At 72.9% G+C, this 26,082-nt stretch carries 8 protein-coding genes; 5 read left to right on the top strand and 3 right to left on the bottom strand.

What is annotated here, in order from left to right; translation table 11 throughout:
- Positions 1-31: 31 nt before the first annotated feature.
- Entirely contained in the window at positions 32-604 is a 573-nt protein-coding gene (locus tag C6Y14_RS01480) for a TetR/AcrR family transcriptional regulator (protein WP_107014578.1), read from the bottom strand.
- Between the two features lie 112 nt (positions 605-716).
- Between C6Y14_RS01480 and C6Y14_RS01475 the strand changes: the two genes are divergently transcribed.
- Positions 717-1,349 carry a TetR/AcrR family transcriptional regulator gene (locus C6Y14_RS01475; RefSeq protein WP_107014577.1) on the top strand — a complete coding sequence of 211 codons (633 nt, stop codon included), beginning with the start codon at positions 717-719 and terminating at the stop codon, positions 1,347-1,349.
- A gap of 12 nt (positions 1,350-1,361) precedes the next feature.
- Here the strand turns inward: C6Y14_RS01475 and C6Y14_RS01470 are convergent, their stop codons facing one another.
- Both C6Y14_RS01470 and C6Y14_RS01465 read right to left on the bottom strand, forming a co-directional pair.
- Positions 1,362-2,105, bottom strand: coding sequence for a VOC family protein (locus C6Y14_RS01470; RefSeq protein ID WP_107014576.1), 744 nt, complete (start codon positions 2,103-2,105; stop codon positions 1,362-1,364).
- Positions 2,106-2,225: 120 nt separating this feature from the next.
- Positions 2,226-2,735: a beta-class carbonic anhydrase gene (locus tag C6Y14_RS01465; protein WP_107014575.1), complete on the bottom strand. Its 510-nt coding sequence runs from the start codon at positions 2,733-2,735 to the stop codon at positions 2,226-2,228.
- A gap of 270 nt (positions 2,736-3,005) precedes the next feature.
- Here C6Y14_RS01465 and C6Y14_RS01460 point away from each other — a divergent pair, with 270 nt between their 5' ends.
- The 4 genes from C6Y14_RS01460 to C6Y14_RS01445 all read left to right on the top strand — a co-directional run bounded on the left by C6Y14_RS01460 (position 3,006) and on the right by C6Y14_RS01445 (position 26,069).
- Positions 3,006-3,398, top strand: coding sequence for a hypothetical protein (locus C6Y14_RS01460; protein ID WP_225890826.1), 393 nt, complete (start codon positions 3,006-3,008; stop codon positions 3,396-3,398).
- A gap of 950 nt (positions 3,399-4,348) precedes the next feature.
- On the top strand, positions 4,349-5,473 hold the full coding sequence (locus tag C6Y14_RS01455; protein ID WP_225890825.1) for a cytochrome P450: 1,125 nt from the start codon (positions 4,349-4,351) through the stop codon (positions 5,471-5,473).
- Between the two features lie 105 nt (positions 5,474-5,578).
- Positions 5,579-6,925, top strand: a complete 1,347-nt coding sequence (locus C6Y14_RS01450; RefSeq protein WP_107014573.1) for a serine hydrolase domain-containing protein — start codon at positions 5,579-5,581, stop codon at positions 6,923-6,925.
- Between the two features lie 136 nt (positions 6,926-7,061).
- Complete coding sequence (locus C6Y14_RS01445; protein ID WP_107014572.1) at positions 7,062-26,069, top strand: non-ribosomal peptide synthetase; 19,008 nt, start codon at positions 7,062-7,064, stop codon at positions 26,067-26,069.
- Positions 26,070-26,082 lie beyond the last annotated feature (13 nt).

The raw sequence follows: 26,082 nt of genomic DNA, 5'->3' as shown, positions 1-26,082 counted from the left end.
CGCGAACGTCGGTGCGAACGAGCCGCGACCGTCAGTGCCGTGCCTCGGCGCGCAGACCTTCGATGATGACGCTGAGCATCCGCGTACCGCGTTCCGGGCACGGGGTCGTGCCGTCCGTACTCCAGCCGTCCGTCCGCCAGAGGCAGGACCCCAGCGACAGGACTTCCTCCGCCTCGGCGTCCGGTCGTACCTGCCCCGCCTCCTTGCCCGCACGGAGCAGCAGGTCCAGGGCGGCGACGATCGGTGGATGAGGCCGGCCGATTCGGGTGGCGGCATCCACGGCCAGGGACGCCCCGCCTGCGACGCGGCCGTCGGCGGCGAGGCGCTCGAACCAGCGGCGCAGGGCTTCCAGCGGCCCGTACTCGTGCAGCAGGAGCGGAGCGGCGGCCACGAGTGCTTCCAGCTCGTCGCGGTAGACGGCCAGCAGCAGGGCCTCGCGGTCGGGGAAGTGCCGGTACATCGTTCCCTGGCCCACGCAGGCCGCTTTCGCGATCGCCTGGAGGCTCGCCGAGGGGTCGCCGGTGAAGGCGGCCTGTGCGGCCTCGATGATGCGGGCGCGGTTCTCCAGCGCGTCCGATCGCGGTGCGCGACGAGGGGTTCGCATCGTCCGATGCCTCCCGTTCCGGTCTACGGCATGCCTTCGGGGCAGGCGCCGCCGACAGCGCATTCTTATTCACTTGTTGGTCGTATGACAAGTTTCTTGTAGAGTCCGTCCCATGACCACCGCCCGCCGCACACAGAAGCAGCGCCGTGCAGAAGCCGAGACCGCTCTGCTCACGGCCGCCGCCGAGTTGGTCGACGAACAGGGCGTACACGCGCTGACACTGGCGGGCGTGGGAGAGCGCGCCGGTTACAGCCGCGGGCTCGTGACGCACTACTTCGGCTCGAAGCAGGCTCTCGTCGAGCGCCTGGCCCGCTCGGCCCAGGCCGGATTCGTGCCAGGACTGGACGGCCTGCCACCCGGCTTGGACCGCCTCCTGCGCCTGATCGACGGCTACATCGGCGAACTCGGCCGCATGGGTGTGCTGAACAGGGTCTTCCTCAAACTCTGGACCGAGGCCGCGACGGCGGAGGAACTGACTTCGCTCTTCCGTCAGCGGAACGAGGCGTTCCATGCGGACCTGTACGAGGATCTCGCCGCCGGGATCGCCGACGGCACGATGCGCCCCGACGTGGCACCGGACGAGACCGCGACCGCCATCATCGCGCAGCTCCGCGGGATCGGCATGCAACGGCTGGTCGACCCCGAACGCGTCGACACGGAGCAGTTGAGGACCCACATCACGGGGCTCTGGCGCCGGGCGCTGGAGGAGGCCCACCCCTCAGCGGCATCGGTCAGGAGCAGCTGAGCACCTGCCGCTTCACGTGCGTGAGAGGACGCAGAACTCATGGCCCTCCGGGTCGGTCAGGCACGTCCACGGGACGTCCCCCTGGCCGACGTCGAGGTCGGTGGCGCCCAGGGTCCGCAGCCGGGCCACCTCCGCCGCCTTGTCGTCACCCGCGCCCGGCACCAGGTCGAGATGGACGCGGTCCGGCACGGTCTTCACGTCGGGCGAGCGGAGGAACTCAAGATACGGACCGACACCGTCGGTGGAGCGCCACACCGCCTGGTCGTCGCTCACGGCGTGCAGTGTCCAGTCGATCGCCTCGCCCCAGAACCGGGCCATGGCACGCGGATCCGCGCAGTCGACCACCACCGCGGCGATCGGCCCGGTGTCCCGGTAGATCTCCCGGGGCTCCAGCACGCAGAACTCGTTGCCCTCCGGGTCGGCGAGGACCGTCCACGGCACATCGCCCTGACCCACGTCGGCGGGCGTCGCACCGAGGGCCCTGAGGCGTGCCACCAACTCCGCCTGATGGGCCTCGGAGGTCGTGGCGAGATCGAGATGCACACGGTTCTTCGTCGTCGGCCCGGCTTCCGGGACGGCGATGACGTCGACGCAGACGCCGCTGCTCGGGTCCAGCCAGTCGAAGCCGGCAGGGTGGGCGGCGGTCGCGCCGGATCCTCCGCTCGTGACACGCCAGCCGAGCGCCTCCGCCCAGAACCGGCCGACCGCCGAGTCGTCGACGGCCTTGATGTTCACCAGGACGGGTCGCAGCGTCATGCGGGCGATCCTATGCACCGGCCCTGCGACGGCACGTCGCGTGTACGGCGGGCCGAGGCGGCCGCCCACGCCCGGGGGCGCGTACGGGGTGTAGTGGCCTCGGCCCGCGAAAGGGGTTCCTCAGCCGGCTTCGCCCGGGTGGGCGGGGACCTCGTGGAGCCGGCCGGTGGCGACGTCGAAGACGAATCCCCGTACGGCGTCGGTGTAGGGAACGAAGGGGTTCACCTTGATGCGGCGGATGGACTGCCGCACATCGTCCTCCAGATCGGAGAAGGCTTCCGCGGCCCAGGCCGGTCGAATTTCTGTTTCCTTTTCGATCTGCTGCTTGAATTCGTCGTCGGTGAACGTCAGCATGCCGCAATCGGTGTGGTGGATGAGGATGATTTCGCGCGTTCCCAGAAGGCGCTGGCTGATCGTCAGGGAGCGGATGGCGTCGTCGGTCACCGCGCCCCCGGCGTTACGGATCACATGGGCCTCGCCCTTGGTGAGACCGAGAATCTCGTAGATGTTCAGGCGCGCGTCCATGCAGGCCACGACCGCAAGGTGACGGGACGGCGGCAGGGGGAGTGGTCCGTCGAAGGAAACCGCGTGGGCGGCGTTGTTGCTCAGGTACTCATCCGTCACGGACATGATGGTGCTCGCTTTCGATGGGGAACGATCCCGGAAAGATAACGGCAGGGAATTCGAACACCGAAGTTCGGCGGGCGACATGCCATACGACTGCAACAGGCGGGTGACCGCGGGGCGGCCCGTTCCGGGCGGCAGGCGGCGATCGGCCGCGACCTGCTGAATCTCGTGGGCGCGCTCAGGCTGGCAGCGGGCACGGTGATCAAACAGCTATCCTGCCGCGGGAGTTGCAGGTGACAGGGGCGAGCGGACGCAGTAGCAGCCGGAGGCATCGTGGTGCGCGCACGGAGGACGGCGGTCCCGGTCCTTGTCCTGGCAGTGCTGGTGGCACTGCCGGCACTGCTGGCGGGATGTTCCTCGGCCGGCGGCGAGGACGAGGAGCGGCTGACCGCGCAGCGGGAGAACTACTGCACGCAGCTGGGGGCGTGGCAGCGGGCGCGGAACGCGGCGCGCACGGACACGTCGGACTCGGCGGGGGACGATGAGGCCGGGACCGTCGCCAGGGATGCCTTCCTCGCGATGCGACCGCTCCAGGACGAGACCGTCGGCCGGGGCCGCACCCTGGCGGAGGCGACCGTGGCAGCGATGGAGAACAGGGACTCGGAGGCGGAGCAGCGCATCGTCGAGTACTGCGCGGACGCCGGCTTCGAGACGCTCACACGCTAGTGCCCTGAATCCGGGCACTGCCGGACGGACGGGTTCCGGGCATGTCTGCGGGCACATCTCCAGGCGCGTACGGACGGGTGCCGCGCTCTCAAGTGGGTGACCCGCGTACGCGCCGGCGGAGTGCGCCCCGCGCGCTCCGGGCGGAATTCGGCCGAAGTTGGTGCCGGACCGGCCGGGCGCGTGACGGTACGGGGAGTTCGGCCACCCGCCACGGCTCCGCATGTCTCCAGGGTTCGGGCGGTCTTCGAATGAAGTGTTCCGCTTTTTTATTGCCCGGCATGTGACGCCGCCGCCGGCAATCTCTGCGCAGGTGAGGGGAGTTGTGGCCGGTGAACGCCCAAGGGGAGTTCCAGGTTCTGCGCATTCGGCTGTTTAGCCATCTGCTTCCGGGGCACGCGTGGGGGGCGGTGAAGCAGGCCGGACCATCGCCGACGCGTTTAGCTCGGGCTGCTCGCAGACAATGCGCAATGGCTTGCCGATATGCCCTCCACCCGACTTCGGGGGGTTGCTTCTCGGTTGACCCACCATGAAGACTGTCGCCGGGTTCGAAGGGGTCGAGGATATTCGCCCCGGTTATGTCAGCTCCGCCCGACGGCTATGCACGGCCTCACGTATGTCGACAGGACGTCAGGCCCCACCCGAAGGCCTGGCATATGTGAGGTAAAGGCAAGGAGAAGCAGCCGCGCCGACACTGCGCGGTACGTTCACCATGGGAGATGTGTGATGTCAGTCAGTCGCGCGCCCAGTGCTGCCGTCGGTCGGGATCGCACCAGGTCGCGACCGGGATCCGCCTCCGAGCCCGGCCTCGACGTCAGCCGTCCCGCTTGTGGTTTCGCCGTCCCCGCGTACCGCACTAAGGAGAACAGGTGACCGGCAACGCATCGCAACAGGAGCACTTACCCTTCGACGCGCTGAGCGATCGATGGCAGTCCTTACGCGCACTGAGACCGGTGCATTACGACGAACAGCAGAGTGCCTGGCAGGTGGTGGACCACGAGTCGGTGGCCGCGGTTCTGGCGGACCCGGCGACGTTTTCCTCCGACTTCTCGTCCATCGCGCCCACGCAGGAGGACTTCGCGGTCTTCCGGCAGGGCAATTTCGTCGGTATGGATCCGCCGGAGCACCGAAAACTGCGAACTCTCGTGAGCCAGGCATTCACCCCGCGTGTGGTGAGTGGATTGCAGCCACGCATCGAGAATGTGTGTGGCCGGTTGCTGGACGGCGTCGGTGACCGCGACCGGTTCGATCTGGTCGACACGCTCGCCTACCCGCTGCCCATCATCGTCATCGCCGAACTGCTCGGCATACCGGCAGCCGACCACAGGCTTTTCCAGGAATGGGCGGCCACCCTCTTCGGCGGCGACGAACTCGGCGAAGCGCCCAACATGGACGACCTGGCCCGCGCTCTCGAAGCCATCGCGCCGACCGTCCGGGAGATGAACGGCTACGTCCTGGACCATATCCGGCGCTGCCGGGCGAATCCGGGGGACGATCTCACCAGCAAGCTGCTGGCCGCCGAGGTGGACGGGGTCCGTCTTGAGGACCAGGAGATCGTCGGATTCGTCGCCCTGCTGCTCGTCGCCGGGCACGTCACCACCACGGCCCTGCTGGGCAACGCGGTCGTCACCTTCGACCGGCACCCCGGCACGTTCGCGGCGCTGCGGGCCGACCCGGGCCGGCTGCCGGACGCCGTCGAGGAGGTACTGCGCCTGCTGCCTCCCTTCGCGGAACTGGGCCGACGCGTCACCCGGCCCGTGGTGATCGGCGAGCAGGACATTCCCGCGGGCGCGATGGTGGTGGCCCATCTGGGCGCCGCCAACCGCGATCCCTCCCGCTTCGAGGCGCCGGACGTCTTCGATCCGGCCCGCAGCCCGAACCCCCATCTGACCTTCGGTCACGGCATCCACTTCTGTTTCGGGGCACCGCTCGCCCGGCTGGAGGCGCGCATCGCGCTCGGGATGCTGCTTGAACGTTTCTCCGATCTGCGTGTCCCCACCTACGGAGAAGTCACCTTCCAGAATCCGGGCGTCATCGTCGGCGTACGTCACCTGCCGGTCGAAGTCGCACGCAGTTAGCAGGCAAGAGCGCATCACCCGCACCGACGCGGGGGCCGTTTCCGCTCATCCCCATCGGCTTCCGGCGTCACCTTCACACCAAGCATCAGTGGGAGTCCCCTTCACATGCCTTACCCCACCTCCGCTCAAGTCGCCCCCCACCCGTCCCCCTTACGCCGAACCCTGCAGGACCGTCTCGACAGCCTCGCGCGGACCCACCGCGTACCCGGCGCGCATCTGGCCGTGGACACCGGGACGGAGGTCGTCAGTGTGCACACCGGCACGGCCGACGCCGTCCGGGGCACCGCGTTCACCGCCGACACGGCCGTGCCGCTGGGCAGCGTCACCAAGACGTACACGGCCGCTACTGTCATGCTCCTGATAGACGACGAGGATCTCGATCTGGACGAGTCCGTCGCCGATGTCCTGCCGGAGTTCCAGGACTTACCCAAGGTGACCGTGCGTCACCTGCTCTCGCACACGGCCGGTCTGCCCACCGGCCTCGACTCGGACACCGCGGCGGGCATGACGGCCTCCCGCTATCTCTCCGCGGTCTGCACGGCCGAGGACGCGCTGTTCGACCCCGGAACCGGCTTCTCCTACTCCAACGCCGGTTACGTGGCGGCGGGGCGGCTCATCGAAGCCGTGACGGGCATGACCTGGCACGAAGCCGTACGCGTGCTGCTGCTGGACCCGCTGGGCATCACACCCGCCTTCCTCGGCGACAGCCTCCCCGGCCGGCCCGTCGCGAGCGGACACGGCCTGAACACGGCGACGGGAGCCGTGCGGCCGGCCCGGCAGAGCCTGGCGCCCGTCGAGGCCCCGGCCGGCGCCCTGCTGGCGAGCGCCCCCGATCTGCTGGCCCTGGGCAGGACCCTGATCGGCAGGACCGCCGTCGTCCCCTCCGTCACCGCCGCGCTGATGCGGCGCCCCGAGGAGGGCACCGAAGCCGACCCGCTGGCAGACGCCTGGGGACTGGGCGCGGCCCTCTACCAGCAGGACGACCGCTGGTGGTGCGGTCACGACGGCAACGCCCAGGGCACCTCCTGCCATCTGCGCGCGGAGCCACGCAGCGGCGTCGTGGTCGCCTTCACCGGCAACTCCGGCGGCGCCACCGCCCTGTGGCGGGACCTGGCCGACCAGCTCACCCGGCTCACCGGCCTGCGCGTACCGGTCACTCCCGCGCGCCCGGACCGGGGCGGACCCATCGCCTTCCCCCAGTGCGCGGGCACCTATCGCAACGGGACGAGCGAGTACCGGATCAGCCTCGACCCCGACGGCCGGCCCGCTCTGTCCATCGACGGTGACCTCTCGCTGCCCCTGGTCTGCTATCCGGATCTGAGCTGCGACCTGGTCGACCCGGCCACCGGTCACCGCGAACCCGGCGGGCGCTTCCACCGAGATCCCGTCGACGGAAGCGTCGACCGCGTACAGATCTCCGGTCGTACGGCCCGCCGCGTCGGCACCGCCTGACGCCTGACGCCTGACGCCGAGTCGTCCCGCCGTACCCGTCCCGCGCCGAAGAGCCGCCCCCGTGCGGCCCGGCGCGCCCGGGCGCCTTCCCACGCCCGCGCGCACCCGCATCACCACCGCTTTCGAAGGACCCCCCATGACGGACCTGCACAACGAGCCCGTGCCGATGTCCCCTTCCGCCCCGGCGGAGCCGCTGCCGCTCGGTGAACTGTTCGCGTCGTGGGTGCGTCGCACGCCGGACGCGCCTGCGCTGACCGACGGCCTGCGGACCTGGTCCTACCGGGAACTGGCGGAACGGACCGGGCGCCTGGCCGCCGATCTCGTACGGCGCGGAGCCGGGCCTGAGCGGACGGTCGCGCTGGTCCTGCCGCGCTCGCTGGAGCTGATCGCCGCCGAACTGGCCGCCGCCCGGGCGGGTGCCGCCTTCCTGCCGGTGGATCCCCGGTACCCGCGCGAGAGGCGCGCGTTGATGCTGGCGGACGCGGCACCGGCCGTCGTCCTCGACGACCCGGCCGCCCTGCGCGCCGTCATGGAGGCCACCGGGCCCACCCCGGACCTCACGGGCCCGCAGGTGGACGCCGACCAGGCCGCGTACGTCATCTACACCTCGGGCTCGACGGGAACGCCCAAGGGAGTGACCGTCACCCACCGGGGCATCGCCGCCTTCACCGCGGGCGCCGCCGCACAGTACGCCGTCGGCCCCGGCGCCCGGGTCCTGCAGTTCTCCTCGCCCAGCTTCGACGCCTCCGTGCTGGAGCTGTTCATCTCCGTCCTGTCCGGAGCCACCCTCGTCGTACCGCCCGAGGGCCCCTGGCTGGGCGACGAACTCGCCGCGGTGGTGAACGAACACCGCATCACCCACGCGCTGATCCCGCCGGCCGCCCTCGCCACGGTGTCCGACCCCGCGCGGATCGGCCCGGGACGGCTGAGCACGCTGATCGTGGGAGCCGAGGCGTGCCCCGCGGCTCTCGTCGACCAGTGGGCGCCCGGCCGCCGGCTGATCAACTCCTACGGTCCCACCGAGACGACGATCGTGGCCTCCTGGACCGGCCCGCTGTCCGCCGGAAGCGGCACACCGAGCATCGGCCGGCCCCTCGCCGGCACCGGGACGTACGTCCTGGACGCGGCCATGCGACCGGTGCCGGCGGGCGCCGACGGCGAACTGTACGTCGGCGGCGCCGGAGTGGCCCGCGGCTATCTCGACCGGCCCGGCCTCACCGCCGGCCGCTTCGTCGCCAGCCCCTTCGGCCCGCCCGGGGCCCGGCTCTACCGCACGGGCGACCGGGCACGCTGGAACGCGGACGGCGAACTGGAGTACCTGGGCCGGGTCGACCGCCAGGTGAAGGTGCGCGGCTTCCGTATCGAGCCCGGCGAGATCGAGACCGCCCTGCGGCGCCACGGCGGGGTGCGCGACGCCGTGGTCGTGGTGCGCGAGGACGAGCCCGGACGGCGGCAACTCGTCGGATACGTCACCGCCGCCGACCCGGAACACGCCCTGGACGCGGCCGACTTGAGGACCGCCACGGCCGCCGTACTGCCCCCGCACATGGTGCCCTCCGCCGTGGTCGTCCTGGACGTGCTGCCCCTCACTCCGCAGAACAAGATCGACCGGCGTGCGCTGCCCGCACCCGTCCGCACGGTCGCACCGGGGCACGTGGCACCGCGCACCTCGCAGGAGCGGATACTCGCCGACGTCTGGGCGGACGTCCTCGGCGTCGAAGCCGTCGGCGTCGAGGACGACTTCTTCGACCTGGGCGGTGACTCGATCCTGGCCGCCCGCGCCCTGGCCCGGATCCGTGAGGAACTCGGCGCCCGGCTGTCGATCCGGGACGTGTTCACCGCGCGGACCGTCACCGCGCTGGCCCGGCTGGTGCGTCCGTCGGCCCTCGTGGCACCCCCGGACCCGATCCCGGCCGTCCCGCGCGACCGGCCGCTGCCGCTCTCCAGCGCCCAGCGACGCCTGTGGTTCCTGGACGACCTCACCCCGGGCGGCACCGAGTACAACACCGGCCTGGCGCTGCGGCTGCGCGGCGAGCTGGACGCCGGGGCACTGCGCCGGGCCCTGGACGGGCTGTCCGCCCGCCACGACTCGCTGCGCACGACGTTCGCCACGGAGGACGGCCAGGGCGTGCAGCACGTACACGCGCACGCGGAGCTGCCGTTGCGCACCGCCGACCTGACCCACCTGCCCGCCGCCGGGCTCGACGAGGCCGTCGAACAGCTGCTCACCGAGGAACTCGGCCGCCCCTTCGACCTGGCCACCGGTCCGCTCACCCGGGCCCTGCTCGTCCGCCGAGCGAGCGACGACCATGTGCTGCTGCTGGCCCAGCACCACATCGTCACCGACGGCTGGTCCGTGGGCGTCCTGACCCGTGACCTGGCGGCGCTGTACCGGGCCGAGGCGTCCGGCCTGCCCTCGGGGCTGCCCGAACCCCGCGTGCAGTACCCGGACTTCGCCGTCTGGGAACGGCAGCAGCGCTCCGGGAACGGCGACGCGTCGGACCTCGCGTACTGGAAGCGGCACCTCGCCGGCATGCCGCAACTGGATCTGCCCACCGACCGGCCCCGGCCCGTGGTGCGCACCACCGGCGGCGAGGCCCACCGGCAGCACCTCCCGGCCGAACTGGTCTCACGGCTGCGGCATCTGGCCGGAGGCCGCGGCACGACGCTCTTCACCCTGTTCGCCGGGGCCGCGGCGGTGCTGTTCTCCAGGTACTCCGGCCAGCGCGACATCGCCTTCGGCACCGTCACGACCGGGCGGGGGCGCCGCGAACTGGAGGACGTGACCGGCTTCTTCGCCAACACCGTCGTACTGCGCGGCGAGGTGGACGACGCCATGACCGTCGACCGGTACGTGGAGAACATGCGGGCGACGGTGCTGGATGCCTTCGCCCATGAAGCGGTGCCGTTCGACCGGGTGGTGGAGGAACTGGCCCCGACCCGGGACCCGAGCCGTACCCCGCTGGTGCAGGTGCTCGTGGTGCAGCAGACGGCCCTCAGCGACCCGCCGGGGGCCGACGGGATACGGATCGAGCCGCAGCCACTGCCCCGGCCGGCCGCGCGGTTCGACCTGGTGCTGGAGTTCGTGCCGCGCACCGACGGCGGCTGCGAGCTGACGGTCGAGTACAACACCGGCCTGTTCGAGGCGCGGACGGTGGCGCGGATGGCCCGCCAGCTGCGCCGGGTGCTGGAGGGCATGGCCGACGGGCCGCACCGCACGGTGGGTGAACTGGCCCTGCTGTCCCAGGACGAACGGCACACGATCCTTGAGGAGTGGAACCCGCCGGCCGAGGACACGGGCCGCGCACCGGCCCGTACGCTGCCCGCGCTGTTCGAGGCGCAGGCGGCACGGACGCCCGAGCGGACCGCCGTGACCTGCGGATCCGACCGCCTCGACTACGCCGAGGTCAACCGGCGCGCCAACCGGCTCGCCCGGCTGCTGGCCGCCCGCGGCGTCGGACCCGAGACACTGGTGGCCCTGTGCCTGCCGAGGACGGCCGACCTGCTGCCGGTGCTGTGGGCCGTACTGAAAGCGGGCGCGGGCTACCTTCCGGTGGACCCCGGCTATCCGGTCGAGCGCATCCGCCTCATGCTCACCGACGCGGCCCCCGCGCTGGTCCTGGCCACCCGCGAGACCGCCGGAGCACTGCCGCAGGACTGCGTCCCACTGCTTCTGGAGGACTCGCTTCCGCGGGAGGACACCGGCACCGCCACGCTCGACGGGGACCTCATCGACAGCGACCTCACCGACGCCGACCGGGTGCGTCCCCTCGACCCGGAGCATCCCGCCTACGTCATCTACACCTCGGGTTCGACCGGACGGCCCAAGGGTGTCGTGGTCACCCATCGCAGTGTCGCTGCCCTCGCGGCATGGGCGGAGGAGCGGTTCGGTCCACGGCGACTGGCCCACGTCGTGGCCTCCACCTCCCTCAACTTCGACGTGTCGGTCTTCGAGATGCTCTGCCCCCTCCTCGTGGGTGGCGGCATCGAGATGGTCGCCGACCTCACCGCACTCGTCGACACGGCGGAGACCCGGCGGGCCGGGCTCATCAGCGGTGTGCCCTCCGTGATCTCCCGGATGCTCGCCGAGGACGGCACACCCGTGACGGCGGACACCGTCGTCCTGGCCGGCGAGGCGCTGCCCGCGCAGACCGTGCAGGACCTGCGGCGGGCCATGCCCGGCTGCGACATCGCCAACATCTACGGCCCGACCGAGGCCACCGTCTACGCCACCGCGTGGTTCGCCGGTGACGAGGAGCCGGCGCAGGCGCCGCCGATCGGCAGGCCCGTGGCCCGTACCCGGGCCTATGTCCTGGACCCCTTGCTGTGCCTCCAGCCGCCGGGCGTGACGGGAGAGCTGTACCTGGGCGGCGGGGGACTGGCACGCGGCTACCTGGGGCGCCCGGGGCTGACCGCGACCCGGTTCGTCGCCGACCCCTTCGGCGCGCCCGGGGACCGCATGTACCGCACCGGTGACCTGGTCCGGTGGAGCGCCGACGGTGAACTGGAGTACGTGGGCCGCACCGACCAGCAGGTCAAGGTACGCGGCTTCCGCATCGAACTCGGCGAGGTGGAGGAGGCGCTGCGCGGACTCGACGGGGTGGCGGAGGCGGCGGCCACGGTGTGGGAGAGCGGGGGCCACCGCAGGCTGGTCGGCTATGTCGTCCCCGCCCCGGACACGGGCGCCGAGCCGGAGGAGGTGCGCCGGACCCTCGGCCACACCCTGCCCGACTACATGGTGCCGACGGCCGTCGTGGTGCTGGCGGACCTGCCCCTCAACCCCAACGGCAAGCTGGACCGGGGCCGCCTCCCGGACCCGGGACCCGCCCGCAGCCGTACGCACCGGGTGGCCCCGCGCACGCCCACCGAGCGCGTCCTCGCCGCCGTCTGGGCGGACATCCTGCGCGTGAACCGCGTCGGGGTGGACGACAACTTCTTCATGCTGGGCGGCGACTCCATCCTCAGCATCCAGGTGGTCGCCCAGGCCCGGCAGGCGGGCCTCACCCTGACCTCGCGGGACGTCTACCGCCACCAGACGATCGCCGCCCTCGCCCGCTGCGCCGACGCGGCAGGCGGCCGCAAACCCGCGACCCCTGCCCTCGTCGACGCCACCGGCGCCGCGCCCCTGACCCCCATCCAGCGCTGGCTGTTCGAGAGCACCGGCCGCCACGACGGCCGCCACGCGGGCCGCTTCGCCCAGACCCTGTCGTTCCAGGTCCCTGACGACCTGGACCCGGCGGCTCTGGAGGAGGCCCTCAACGACCTCGTCACCCACCATGACGCACTGCGCTCGCGTTTCCTCACCGAGGAGACAGCCGCCGCGGGCGCCGGAGACGCGCCCGTCGGCTGGCGCATCGAGGACAAGGCGCCCCGCGTCCACCTGGCCCGACACACGGGCCCGGACACCGACTCACCGCACCACGGCGCCTTCGACCTGCACCGGGGCCCGCTGCTGCGCGCGGTCCTGCACGACCGCGGCCCCGGCCGGTCCCGCGTGCTGCACCTGTCCGTCCATCACCTGGTCGTCGACGGCGTGTCGTGGCGCGTGCTCATGGAGGACCTGGACCGTGCCTACGGCGCCCGCTCGCAGGGCCGGGACGGACAGGCGGCGCTGCCCCCGAAGAGTTCACCGCTCAGGCACTGGGCCCGGCGACTGTCCGCCCACGCGGCCGGCGGCGGCTTCGACGGCGAGGCCGCGTACTGGACCGCTGCCGTCGCCGGCGCCTCAGCGGCCCTGCCCACCGACGGCGACGGCGCCAACACCTACGCCTCCGCCCGGTCGGTGACCGTCCGGCTCACGCCCGAGGACACCGCCGCCCTGCTGCGCACCCTGCCGGAGACCTACCGCACCAGGGTCAACGACGTACTGCTGAGCGCGCTCGGCCGGGTGCTGTGCTCGTGGACCGGGCACGAGCGGGTGCTGGTGGACGTCGAGGGACACGGCCGCGAGGAGCTGTTCGCCGACGTGGACACCAGCCGCACCCTCGGCTGGTTCACCACCCGCCACCCCGTCGCCCTCGCCGTCCCGCCCGACGCCGGCTGGGACGCCGTACTCAAGCAGGTCAAGGAGCAACTGCGGGCGGTACCCCGGCACGGCGTCGGGCACGACGCCCTGCGCCACCTCGCCGGCCCGGGAACACTGCCCGAGGCGCCGGAAGCACAGGTCAGCTTCAACTACCTGGGCAGGTTCGGCCTCCCGGACACCACCGGAGGCCTGTACGAGGGCCCGTTCCGAACCCTGGAACTGGACGCCGACCCCGCCGCCCTGCGCCCGCACCCGCTGGAGGTCGTGGGCCGACTGGACGGCGACACGCTGGAGTTCAGCTGGTTCTACTCCGACGCACTGCACGAACGGACGACCGTCGCCGACCTGGCCGCGCACTTCGCCGACGCGCTGGCCGGTATCGCACGGCACGCCGGCCGGCCCGGCAGCGCCGGACGCACCCCCGCGGACTTCCCCCTGACCCGGCTCGACCAGGCGGCCGTGGACCGGATCACCGGCGACGACCCGGGCGCGGTGGAGGACATCCATCCGCTCACCCCCACCCAGACCGGCATGCTCTTCCACCGGCTCTCCCAGGACGATCTGGGCGTCTACTTCCAGCAGTTGACCTTCGACCTGGACGGCGTACCCGACCCGGCCGCGCTCGCGGCGGCCTGGCAGCGCGTCACCGACCACACGCCCGTGCTGCGCGGCCGGGTCGTCTGGCAGGACGTACCCGAACCCCTCCTGGTGGTGCAGCGGCACGCCACCCTGCCCGTGACCCACCTGGACTGGCGCGAGCTGGGCGAGGAGGAGCGCGAGCACCGGCTGCGGGACCTCCTCGACCGGGACCGCGAGCAGGGCATCGACCTCGACCGGGCCCCGCTCCAGCGGCTGGTGCTCGCCAGGATCTCCGACGACGGCGTACGGGTGGTCTGGTCGTTCCACCACCTGGTCCTGGACGGCTGGAGCCTGTTCCAGGTGCTGTCCGACGTGTTCACCGGACACGCCACGGGCGGACGGGAGCCGCTGCCCGACCGGCGGCCCTTCCGGGACTACGTCGCCTGGCTGCGCGAACGCGACGGGGCGGAGGCCGAACGGCACTGGCGGCGCCGTCTGGCAGACCTGGCCGACGCCACCGCGCTGCCGTACGACCGGGAGCCGCGCGAGAGCCACCGGGCCGAGTCCACCGCGGCGGTCCGCGCCACCGTCACCCCGGCCACCACCCGGGCACTGGAGGAACTGGCCAGGACGGCCGGGCTCACCGTGAACACCCTCGTACAGGGTGCCTGGGCGCTGCTGCTGAGCCGTCAGGCCCGCAGGGAAGACGTCGTCTTCGGTACGACCGTGTCGGGGCGGCCCCCCGAGCTGCCGGGCGCCGACACCATGACCGGCCTGTTCATCACGACCCTGCCCACGCGGGTGACCGTGCCGCACGACAGGCCCCTGCTCGACTGGCTGCGCGACCTCCAGCAGGAGCAGAGCGAGGACCGCCGCCACGACCAGGTGCCGCTCACCCGCATGAAGGCGTTCACCGAACTCCCCGAACAGGTCGCCCTGTTCGACAGCATCGTCGTCTTCGAGAACTACCCGGTCGACGACGAGCTGGCCGCCGCGCACGGACTGCGGCTGAGCGCCCTGGACGGCATCGAGACCACCAACTACCCGCTCAGCCTGGTGGCCTATCCGGGCGCCGAACTCGGTCTGCGGCTCGGCTACGACCCGCGGTTGTTCGACGCGGACACCGTCGGGCGCATGGTCGAGTACCTCACCGTCCTGCTGACGAACATGGCGGCAACGCCCCAACTCGCGCCCGCGCGACTGCCGTTGCTCACGGCCGCCCGCCGCGCCCAGGTGGTCGAGGAGTGGAACGACACGGCCACCGGCCTGTCCGGGTCCGAGGCCACCGTGGCGGAACTGTTCGCCGCGCAGGTCCGACGCACACCGGACGCCGTGGCCCTGGAGACGGACGCGCAGCGGTTCACCTACCGGCAACTCGACGCCCGGGCCGCCCTGCTGGCCGGCCGGCTCGCCGCGCACGGCGTGGCCGCCGAGGTCCCCGTCGGCGTGCTGATGGACCGCTCGGCCGACCTCGTGGTCGTCCAGCTCGCCCTGGTCCGCACCGGCGGCGTGTTCGTACCGCTGGACAGCCGGGCACCGCGCGAGCGGCTGCGCCGGATGCTCACGGAGGCGGGCGCGCGGCTGCTGCTCACGGATGCCGACATCGACGCCGACGCCGACCGGGGGGTTTCGTCGGGAGGGGTGCTGCCGGACGGGACCGTACTGCGCGTGGCCGACCTCCTCGCCGCAGACGTACAGGATCCGGAAGTACAGGGCCAGGATCCGGAAGTACAGGGCCAGGATCCGGAAGTACAGGGCCAGGATCCGGAAGTGCAGGGCGCGGACGGTGAGGGCGCGCCCTTCGGGGCGATCCACCCGGACAACGTCCAGTACCTGATGTTCACTTCCGGCTCCACCGGCATCCCCAAGGGCGTCGCGGTACGCCAGCGGGACGTCGCCGCGCTCGCCCTCGACCGCGCCTTCGCCGGACACGACCGGGTCCTCGTGCACTCCCCGCACGCCTTCGACGCCGCCACCTACGAGCTGTGGGTGCCGCTGCTGCGCGGCGGAACGGCCGTGCTGGCCCCGCCGGCCGACGTGGACGCGGCCGTCGTCCGGCGCGCGATCACCGAGCAGGGGGTGCGCTGCCTGTGGCTGACCGCCGGCCTGTTCCGGCTGCTCGCCCAGGAGGACCCCACCTGCCTGCGCGGCGCCCAGGAGGTGTGGACCGGCGGCGAGGCCGTACCGGGTGCCGTGGTGGGCCGCGTGCTCGACGCCTGCCCCGGCCTCACCGTCGTCGACGGCTACGGACCGACCGAGACCACCACCTTCGCGACCCGGCGGGTCTTCCGTGCCGGTGACCCGCTGCCGCCCGTGCTGCCCATCGGACGGCCGCTCGACAACACACGCGTGTACGTGCTGGACGACAGCCTGCAGACGCAACCACCCGGCATACCGGGGGAGTTGTACGTCGCGGGTGTCGGACTGGCCCGCGGCTACGCAGGGCGGCCCGGTGCGACCGCCGCTCGCTACCTCGCCGATCCGTTCGGTCCGTCCGGCGGGCGGATGTACCGCACCGGGGACATCGTGCGGTGGAGCGCCGACGGCGAACTGCACTTCGTGGGACGCGCGGACGACCAGATCAAGATCCGCGGATTCCGCGTCGAACCCACTGAGATCGAGGCCCGGCTCACCGCCCATCTGGCCGTCGCCGAGGCGGTCGTCTCGGTGTACGAGCACGCTGGACGCAAGCGGTTGGCCGCACACCTCGTGCCCCAGCCCTCGGCCGCCGTACCGTCCGCGGACGCGCTGCGCGCACATGTGGTCGCCGAACTGCCCGACTACATGGCGCCCGCCGCCTTCGTCACGCTGGCCGAGCTGCCCCTGACCGCCAACGGCAAGGTGGACCGGCGCCGGCTGCCCGCACCCGACTGGACGGCGGCCGGTGACGCCGAGTACCGCGCGCCGCGCACCGAGGCCGAGCGGACCCTCGCCGGGATCTGGGCGGAACTGCTCGGCGTGGAACGGGTCGGCGCCGACACCAACTTCTTCACGCTGGGCGGCGACTCGATCCTCAGCATCCAGGTCGTCTCCCGCGCCCGCGCCGCCGGGCTCGCCCTCACGCCGAGGGACCTGTTCCGGCATCCGACGGTCGCGGCGCTGGCCGCCGCGGCGACCACCGGCACGGCCGTACCGGTCGCGGGAATGGGTCCGGTGAGCGGCGAGGTTCCGCTCGCCCCGATCCAGCACTGGTTCCTCGAACCCGGGCCGCGACGGCCGGAGTTCTTCAACCAGTCCGTCGTCGTGGAGACGCCCCATGACGTCGACCAGGCGGCCCTGCGCCGCGCGCTGGAGGCCGTGTACCGCCACCATGACGCCCTGCGCGGCCGGTTTGCGCGGTCGGCCGACGGCTCCTGGCGCCAGGAGTGCCCGGGAGCCGACGAGGAGGTCCCCGAGCTGCTGACGGCACATGACCTGCGCGGACTCGGGGAGGCGTCGGCGGATCGGACCGAAGCCCGGGTGACGGCCGAGGCGCACGCCTCCTTCCGTCTCGCGGACGGACCGCTGCTGACCGCCCGCCTGTTCACCGGCGCTACCGGCGCCACCTGCGCCACCCGTACCACCAGTGCCACTGGCGAAACCGGAACCACTGGCACCCACCTGCTCCTGGTCGTGCACCACCTGGTCGTCGACGGAGTCTCCTGGCGCGTCCTCCTGGAGGACCTGGAGATCGCCTACGAACAGGCCCGAGCAGGCGAACCCGTACGCCTGCCGGAGCGGACGACCTCCGTCCAGGAGTGGACGCGGCGGCTGCACGCGCACACCGCGTCGGGCGGGTTCGCCGCGCAGCGCGCGCACTGGGAGACGGTGGCCCGGCACTGCGCCGCACCCCTGCCGGTGGACGGCGACGCCACCGGCGCCGACATCGACGGCGGCAACACCATGGCCGACGTGGACGCCGTGACCGTACGCCTCGACCGGCGGCGCACGGATGCCCTGTTGCGGGAGGTGCCGGGTGTCTACCGCACCCGTGTCGACGACGTCCTGCTGACCGCCCTCGGCCGGGTGCTCGCCGACTGGACCGGACGGCGGACCGTCGCCGTCGGCCTGGAGGGACACGGCCGCGAGGACCAGCTCTTCGACGACATCGACCTGTCCCGCACGGTCGGCTGGTTCACCAGCCTGTTCCCCGTCGCCCTCGAACTCCCGGACCGGGACGGGGACGGGGACGGGGGATGGGACGGGGACTGGGGGGCCGCTCTGAAGTCCGTCAAGGAGCAGTTGCGGGCGGTGCCCGCGCGGGGCCTCGGCCACGGAGCCCTGCGCCATCTGGCGCGCGACGAGGTCCTGACCGGCTCGCCGATGCCCGGCGTCAGCTTCAACTACCTGGGCCGTTTCGACTGGTCGGCGCAGGGCGGCGCGCTGGTGCGTTCCGTGCCGGGCGGCCTGGACGGCGCCGAGGCACCCGAGTCCGTACGCCCGCATCTGCTCGACGTGGTCGCCCGTGTCGAGGACGGCGAGCTGGAGATCACCTGGCACTACAGCCGGCACCTGCACCGCGAGGAGACCGTCGACGGCCTCGCGGCGGGCATGCTGCGGGCGCTGGAGGACATCGTCGCCCACTGCGCCGAGCCGGACGCGGGAGGGCGTACGCCGTCGGACTTCCCGCTGGTGCGGATCGACCAGGCCGCCGTGGACCGGGTCGTGGGCGACGGCCGTACGGTCGACGACCTGTACCCGCTGACGCCGATGCAGGCCGGCATGCTGTTCCACAGCCTGCTCGACCCCGACAGCCGCACCTACGTCAACCAGGTGCAACTGGTGCTGTCGGGCGTCACCGACCCGCACGCCCTGGCCGAGGCGTGGCAGCGGACGGTGGACGCCAACGCGATGCTGCGCACCCACCCGGTGTGGCAGGAGACCGCAGAGCCCATACAGGCCGTACGGCGGCGGGCGACCGTGCCCGTCACGCACCACGACTGGTCCGGATGGCCGGCCGAGCGCTGCGGGACGGAACTCGCGCGGCTGGTCGACGGGGACCGGCAGGCGGGCCTCGACCTGGAGACGGCCCCGCTGATGCTCCTGGCCCTGATCCGGCTCTCGCCCGACCGGGTGCGCATGCTGTGGACCTTCCACCACCTGCTGCTCGACGGGTGGAGCGCGGCCCAGGTCTTCGACGAGGTGTGCGAGCGGTACGCGGCGCTGACGGCGGGACGCAGCCCTGACGTGTCCGACCGCGCACCCTTCGGTGACTACCTCGGCTGGCTGGCCCGGCAGGACACCGGGCGGGCGGAGGCGTACTGGCGCGAGGCGCTGGCCGGTTTCCCCGTCGCCACCGAGCTGCCGCGCGACCGGCGCCCCGCGGAGGCGCACCGCACCTCGTCCTCCGGGTCGGTGCGGGTGACGCTCGACGCCGACGTGTCGGCTCGGCTGCGGGAGACGGCGCAGGCGGCCGGGCTGACCGTCAACACGGTCCTGCAGGGTGCCTGGGCGCTGCTGCTGTCCCGTTACGGGGGTGGGGACGACGTGGTGTTCGGCACCACCGTCTCCGGGCGGCCCGCCGATCTGCCGGGTGTGACCTCCATGGTCGGCCTGTTCATCAACACCCTGCCCACCCGGGCGCGCATCGACGAGGGGCGCCGGCTGCTGGACTGGCTGGGCGACCTCCAGGCCGCCCAGTCGGAGTCACGGCGTCACGACTTCGTGTCCCTCGCGCAGCTCCAGACGTGGAGCGAAGTACCGGGCGGCACCTCCCTGTTCGACAGCATCGTGGTCTTCGAGAACTATCCGTTCGACGCGGACGCCCTGGCCCGGCACGGCCTCGCCATGGAGCAGGAACGCGATGTGGAGCCGACCAACTACCCGCTCAGCGTGGTGGTCGCGCCCGGCGACACTTTCACCGTCACCCTGGACTACGACCCCGCCGCCTTCGACGCGGCCACCGTCGACGGCGTCGGCGCGAGCCTGCGCACGCTGCTGACGGAGATGGCCACCGGTCCGGACCGGGCCTTGGCCGACCTGCCGCTGGTGTCCGCCGAGGAGGGCCGCCGCCTGCTGGAACGCTTCGGCGGCCCGGCGACCGAGCCCCTCCACCGGGTTCCGTCCGAGGGCCCACCCCGGACCCTGTCCGAGGTCCCACCCCGGACCCCGCCCGAGGCCGTGTACCGCACCCTGCCCGAGACCCTGCCGGAGGCATTCCGCGCCCAGGTCGCGCGTACTCCCGACGCCGTGGCCGTACTCGGCGGCGGCGGTCGGGAACAGCTCACCTACCGGCAGCTCGACGAGCGCGCCAACCGGATGGCCCGCCTGCTCATCGAGGCCGGGGCCGGGCCCGAACGGTTCGTCGCGCTCGCCCTGCCGCGCACCCCGGACCTGATCGTGGCGCTCCTGGCGGTCCTCAAGAGCGGCGCCGCCTATCTGCCAGTCGACCCGGGCTACCCGGCCGAGCGCATCGCCTTCCTCTTCGACGACGTGCGGCCCGAAGCGGTCGTCACCTGCGCGGAGACGGGCGGGCGGCTGCCGGACGGGCCGTTCTCCCGGATCGCCCTCGACGATCCCGCCTGCGCCGCGCGCCTGGCCGCCCTGTCCGGCGACGGCATCACCGACGACGAGCGGCACGGCCGGCTGCTGCCGGACCATCCCGCCTACGTCATCCACACCTCCGGCTCGACCGGCCGGCCCAAGGGTGTCGTCGTCGCCCAGGCGTCGGTGCTGGCCCTGACCGGCTGGGCCGCCGCGGAGTTCGGCGGCGGACGCGGCCTGGAGCATGTGGTGGCCTCCACCTCGCTCAACTTCGACGTGTCGGTGTTCGAGATCTTCTCGCCCCTGCTGGCGGGTGGCCGCGTCGAGATCGTCCACGACCTGCTCACTCTCGCCGAACGCGAGGAACCCTGGCAGGCCGGACTGCTCAGTGCGGTGCCGTCCGCGCTGGGCCGGCTGCTGGCGGAGGACACCGTCCGCGTCGGTGCCGACACCGTCGTCCTCGCCGGAGAGGCGCTGCCCGTACAGACCGTGCGGCAGGTCCGTGCGGCGGTCCCCGGCTGCCGGGTGATGAACATCTACGGCCCCACCGAGGCCACCGTCTACGCCACCGCCTTCACCTGTGACCCGGCCGAACCCGACCGCGTACCGCTCATCGGCAGGCCCGTCGGCGGAGCCCGTGCCTACGCCCTGGACGCCCGGTTGCGTCCGGTGCCCGCCGGAGTGCCGGGCGAGCTGTACCTGGCCGGGACCGGGGTGGCCCGCGGCTACCTCAACCGGCCGGGGCTGACCGCGTCCCGCTTCCCCGCCGACCCGTTCGGCCCGCCCGGTGGCCGGATGTACCGCACCGGGGACCTCGTACGGTGGACGGCCGACGGCGAGCTGATGTACCTCGGCCGCTCCGACGACCAGGTGAAGGTCCGCGGCTTCCGCATCGAACTCGGCGAGGTCGAGGCCGCGTTGACCCGGCACCCCGAGGTGTCCGCGGCTGCCGCCCGCGTGGTCGAGCACGACGGTCACAAGCGTCTGGTGGCGTACGTGGTCCCCGCGGGCCCCGCGCTTCCCGGCTCCGCCGATCTGCGGGCCTTCCTCGCGCGTACGCTCCCCGACCACCTCGTCCCCGCGCTCGTCGTACCGCTGGAACGGCTGCCACTCGGGGCCACCGGCAAGCTGGACCGGCGGGCGCTGCCCGACCCCGTGTGGTCGGCGCCGGGCGGGAGCGGCGACCGCCCGCCGCGCACCGACACCGAGCGGGTGCTCGCCGCGATCTGGTCCGAGGTGCTGGGCGTGCCCGACGTGGGCGCGCGGGACAACTACTTCGCGCTCGGCGGTGACTCAGTCCTCGGCATCCAGATCGTCTCCGCCGCCCGCAGGGCGGGTCTCGCCCTGACACCGCGGCATCTGTTCCGCCACCAGACCGTGGCCGAACTGGCCGCCGCGGCCGAGAGCCCGGCGGCTCCGCGGACCGCCGGGGAACAGGGCCCGGTCGTCGGGGACGTACCGCTGACCCCCGTCCAGCACTGGCTGTTCGACGACCTCACCGGCGATCCCGCGCAGCTGACGCAGGCGGTCTCCTTCCACCTGGCCGTCGACACCGACGAAACCCTGTTGCGGGGCGCCCTGGCCGCCGTCCTGGCACACCACGACGCCCTGCGCCTGCGCTTCGAGCCGTCCGGCGACGGAGACGACGGAGACGACGGAGACGGCGGACGGTGGCGGCAGTACGGCACGGCCCCGGGGGAGGCCCCGCGCCTGGAGGCGCACGACGTCTCCGGCGGTTTCGGGGAGTCGTCCGCGGGGGAGGCGTTCGACGCCTCCGACGCGGCGATACGCGTCCTCGCCGACCGCCTGTGCGCCGGGTTCGACCTCGCCGGAGGGCCCCTGCTCCGGGCCGCCCTGTGCCGGCGCGGCGACGACCGGCGGCCCGTGCTGCTGCTGGCCGCCCACCACCTGGTCGTGGACGCGGTGTCCTGGCGTCTGATCCTGGAGGACCTGGAGACCGCCTACCGCGCGCTGCGCGCCGGCGAGCGGCCCGACCTCGGCGCGAAGAGCACCTCCTTCCGGACGTGGGCCCAGCGCCTGGCCGCCCACACCGCCTCCGGCGGCTTCGACGACGAACTCGCCTACTGGCAGGCCCTGTCCGCCGACGCCACACCTCTGCCGACCGACCTCACCGGCGCCAACACGGGCGCCTGCGAAGAAACGGTGACGGTGGGTCTGGACGCCGACGACACCAGGCGGCTGCTCCAGGACGTGCCGGACGTCTACCGCACCCGCGTCAACGACGTCCTCCTGTGCGCCCTGGGACGGGTCCTGGGCCGCTGGACCGGACGGGACCGCATCATGGTGGCGCTGGAGGGCCACGGCCGCGAGGAGCTGTTCGGCGACGTCGACCTGGCCCGTACCGTTGGCTGGTTCACCACCATGTTCCCCGTCGCGCTGGACGTGCCGGGCGACAAGGGCACCGGAGCGGCGCTGAAGGCCGTCAAGGAGAGCCTGCGGGCCGTACCGAGGGGCGGGCTGGGCTACGGCGCCCTGCGCCATCTCCACCCCGACCGCGACCGGTTCGGCCTGCCGGGACTGCCGCAGGTCGGCTTCAACTACCTGGGCCGGCAGGACCGCGGCACCACCGCGGACGGCCTGCTGCACACCCCGTACGCCGGACTGGCCGGCGGCCTCGACCGTACGGCGGACCGGCCGCACCTCCTCGACGTACTCGGCCAAGTCGCCTACGGACGGCTGGAGTTCACCTGGTCGTACTCGCGCGAGGTGCACGAGCGGGACACGGTCGCCCGGCTGGCGGCCGAACTCGCCGACGAACTGCGGCACATCGTGCGGCACTGCGCCGAACCCGGCGCCGGAGGCCGCAGCCCGTCGGACTTCCCGCTGGTGTCCCTGGACCAGCCGACGGTGGACCGGCTGGCGGGCACCGGCCGCGAGCTCGTGGACCTCTACCCCCTCACCCCCACCCAGACCGGCATGGTCGTGCACGGCCTGGACGAGCCCGGCCGGGGCATGTACGTCGAGCAGATCACGTTCGTCGCGGACGGGGTGCGCGACCCGCGTCTGCTCGCCGCCGCCTGGCAGCACGTGGTCGACCGCACGCCCGTCCTGCGCACCACCGTCGTGCTGAGCGGCGTCCCCACCCCGCTCCAGGCCGTGCACCGCACCGCCGTACTGCCGATCACCGAGCACGACTGGTCCGGATCTACCCCTGAAACGCGCGACACGGCGCTGGAACGGCTGCTCGCCGAGGACAAGGCCCGCGGACTGGCCCTGGACAGTGCCCCGTTGCTGCGCCTGACCCTGATCCGGCTCGGCCCGGACCAGGTGCGGGTCGTGTGGACCTTCCACCACGTCCTCCTGGACGGCTGGAGCGTCTTCCACGTCCTGGCCGACGTCATGGCCGCGCACGCCGCGCTCGCCCGGGGCGAGGAACCCCGGCTGCCGGACCGCCGCCCCTTCGGCGACTACGCGGCCTGGCTCGCGGCCCGGGAGACCGCACCCGCGGAGGAGCACTGGAGGAACGCACTCACGGACCTCACCGCTCCCACGCCGCTGCCCTACGACCGCAGGCCCGCCCAGAGCTCCGCGGCCCGCTCCGACACCTGGCTGTCCCAGTGGCTGGACACGGAGGAGACCAAGCGGCTGGAGGACTTCGCCCGACGCAACCGGCTGACCCTCAACACCGTCGCTCAGGGCGCCTGGGCGCTGCTGCTGTCCCGGTGGAGCGGTGAACGGGAGGTGTGCTTCGGCACCACCGTCTCCGGACGGCCCGCCGACCTGCCCGGCGCCGACACCATCACCGGCCTGTTCATCACCACCCTGCCCGCCCGGGTCACCGTGGACGGGAGCGCGGCCTGCGACACCTGGCTGCGGGACACCCAGGCCGTACGGGCCGAGGACCGCCGCTTCGACCACGTACCCCTGACCGACCTCCAGGCGTGGAGCGGGCTGCCCGCCGGGACACCGATGTTCGACAGCCTGCTGGTCTTCGAGAACTACCCGGTCGGCGACGACACCGCCGGCGCCCACGGCGTCCACGTCCACGACCTCGACGCCCGGGAGGCCACCAACTACCCGCTCACCGTGGTGATCTCGCCCGGCGAACGGCTCGGCGTCGAACTCGGCTACGACCCCCGCCACTTCGACGCGGCCACGGCCGGCTCGCTCGCCGCCCAGCTCCTGCACACACTGGCCCAACTGGCCGCCGCCCAGGACACCGACCGCCTGGACGCGACCGACATCCTGCCGCCAGGAGAACGGGCCCGGCTGCTGCACGGCCCCGCCCGCCCGCAGCTCGCACCGGTCGCCCCGGCCACCCTGCCCGACCTGATCGAGGCGGCGGTGGACCGCGGTCCCACGGCCACGGCCCTCAGCGCGCCCGGCCTGTCCCTGACCTTCGCCGAGGTGGAGGAGCGGGCCAACCGCCTGGCGCACCGGCTCATCGCGCGCGGCGCGGGTCCCGGCACGCTCGTCGCCCTGGTCCTGCCACGCTCGGCGGACATGCTCCTCGCCCAGCTCGCTGTCACCAAGGCGGGTGCCGCCTTCCTGCCGGTGGATCCCGACTACCCGCCGGAGCGGGTGGCGTTCATGCTGCGGGACGCGGCGCCCGCCGTCACCCTCGATGCCGCCCAGGTGTCCGCGCTGCTGGTGGACGGACAGGACGGGCAGGGCGAGCAGGGAGGGGCTGGAGGGCGCGGTGGCGTACCCGGTCACCGGCCCACCGACGCCGACCGTCACCGTCCGCTGAACCTGGACGATCCGGCCTACGTCATCTACACCTCGGGATCCACCGGCACCCCCAAGGGCGTCGTGGTCACCCACCGGGGCCTGGCCGCCTTCGCCGCAGCCGAGGCCGCGCACTACCATGTGGCGCCGGGCGACCGGGTGCTGGCGTTCGCCACGCCCAGCTTCGACGCCTCGGTGCTGGAACTGTGCATGTCCCTGCCGCAGGGCGCCCGCCTGGTCGTCCCACGCCCCGGCCCGCTGCTCGGCGCCGAACTGGCCGACGTGCTGCGCACCGAGCGCATCACCCACACCCTGCTGCCCCCGGCCGCGCTCGCCACCCTGCCGCCGGACACCCCCGGCACCCTGCCCGACCTCAAGACCCTGACCGTGGGCGCCGACGCGTGCGGCGCCGACCTGGTGGCCCGCTGGGCCCCGCACCACCGCCTGGTCAACTCCTACGGGCCGACCGAGGCCACCGTCGTCGCCACCTGGTCGGACACGCTGGAGGCGAACGGCGGCGCCCCGCCCATCGGCCGCCCGCTGCCCGCCACCGGGGCGTACGTCCTGGACGCCGGGCACCGCCCGGTCCCGGACGGCGTGGCGGGCGAACTGTGGCTGAGCGGACCGGCGCTGGCCCGCGGATACCTGGGCCGGCCCGGTCTGACCGCGACCCGCTTCACCGCCGACCCGTTCGGGCCACCCGGCACCCGTATGTACCGCACGGGCGACCTCGTACGCCGTGACACCCGCGGTGAACTGCACTACCTGGGCCGCACCGACCACCAGCTCAAGCTGCGCGGCCACCGCATCGAGGCGGGTGAGGTCGAAGCCACGCTCGTACGGCATCCGGCCGTGCTGGACGCCGTGGTGAGCGTACGGGAGGACGAACCGGGCCTCCCGCGACTGGTCGCGCACCTGTTGCGCGCGCCCGACACCGAGGCCCCGTCCGCCGCCGAACTGCGGGCGCTGGCCGCAGCGACCCTGCCGGGCCCGATGGTGCCTTCCGCGTACGTCGTCCTCGATCGCTTCCCGCTCACCGAGAACGGCAAGACCGACCGCGCCGCCCTGCCCGCGCCCGCACCGGACGCGCCGCGGACCACGGAACATGTCGCCCCCCGCACCCCCACCGAGGAGATCCTCGCCGAGTTGTGGGAGGAGGCGCTGGACACGCGCGTCGGCGCCGAGGACGACTACTTCGACCTGGGCGGCGACTCCCTGCGCGCCCTGCACATCTCCTCACGGGCCAACGACGCCTTCGGCGTGCACCTCACACCCCGTGACGTCCTGGTCCACCGCACGGTCGCCGCCCTGGCCGACCTGGTGGAGGAACAGGTGCTCAGCGAACTCGAAGACGCCGTACGCGGCGACAGCGACCACGACGAACGGTGAGGACCGGCAGACC

This window comes from Streptomyces dioscori (assembly GCF_003024195.1).
Taxonomy (GTDB): Bacteria; Actinomycetota; Actinomycetes; order Streptomycetales; family Streptomycetaceae; genus Streptomyces; species Streptomyces dioscori.
The sequence above is the reverse complement of the archived record's forward strand: the minus strand, read 5'-3'. Positions and strand labels throughout refer to the sequence as shown.

What these genes read in the sequence shown, in the direction of transcription:
- C6Y14_RS01480 (WP_107014578.1), bottom strand. Translation starts at nt 604, where the DNA reads ATGCGAACCCCTCGTCGCGCACCGCGATCGGACGCGCTGGAGAACCGC.
- C6Y14_RS01475 (WP_107014577.1), top strand. Translation starts at nt 717, where the DNA reads ATGACCACCGCCCGCCGCACACAGAAGCAGCGCCGTGCAGAAGCCGAG.
- C6Y14_RS01470 (WP_107014576.1), bottom strand. Translation starts at nt 2,105, where the DNA reads ATGACGCTGCGACCCGTCCTGGTGAACATCAAGGCCGTCGACGACTCG.
- C6Y14_RS01465 (WP_107014575.1), bottom strand. Translation starts at nt 2,735, where the DNA reads ATGTCCGTGACGGATGAGTACCTGAGCAACAACGCCGCCCACGCGGTT.
- C6Y14_RS01450 (WP_107014573.1), top strand. Translation starts at nt 5,579, where the DNA reads ATGCCTTACCCCACCTCCGCTCAAGTCGCCCCCCACCCGTCCCCCTTA.
- C6Y14_RS01445 (WP_107014572.1), top strand. Translation starts at nt 7,062, where the DNA reads ATGACGGACCTGCACAACGAGCCCGTGCCGATGTCCCCTTCCGCCCCG.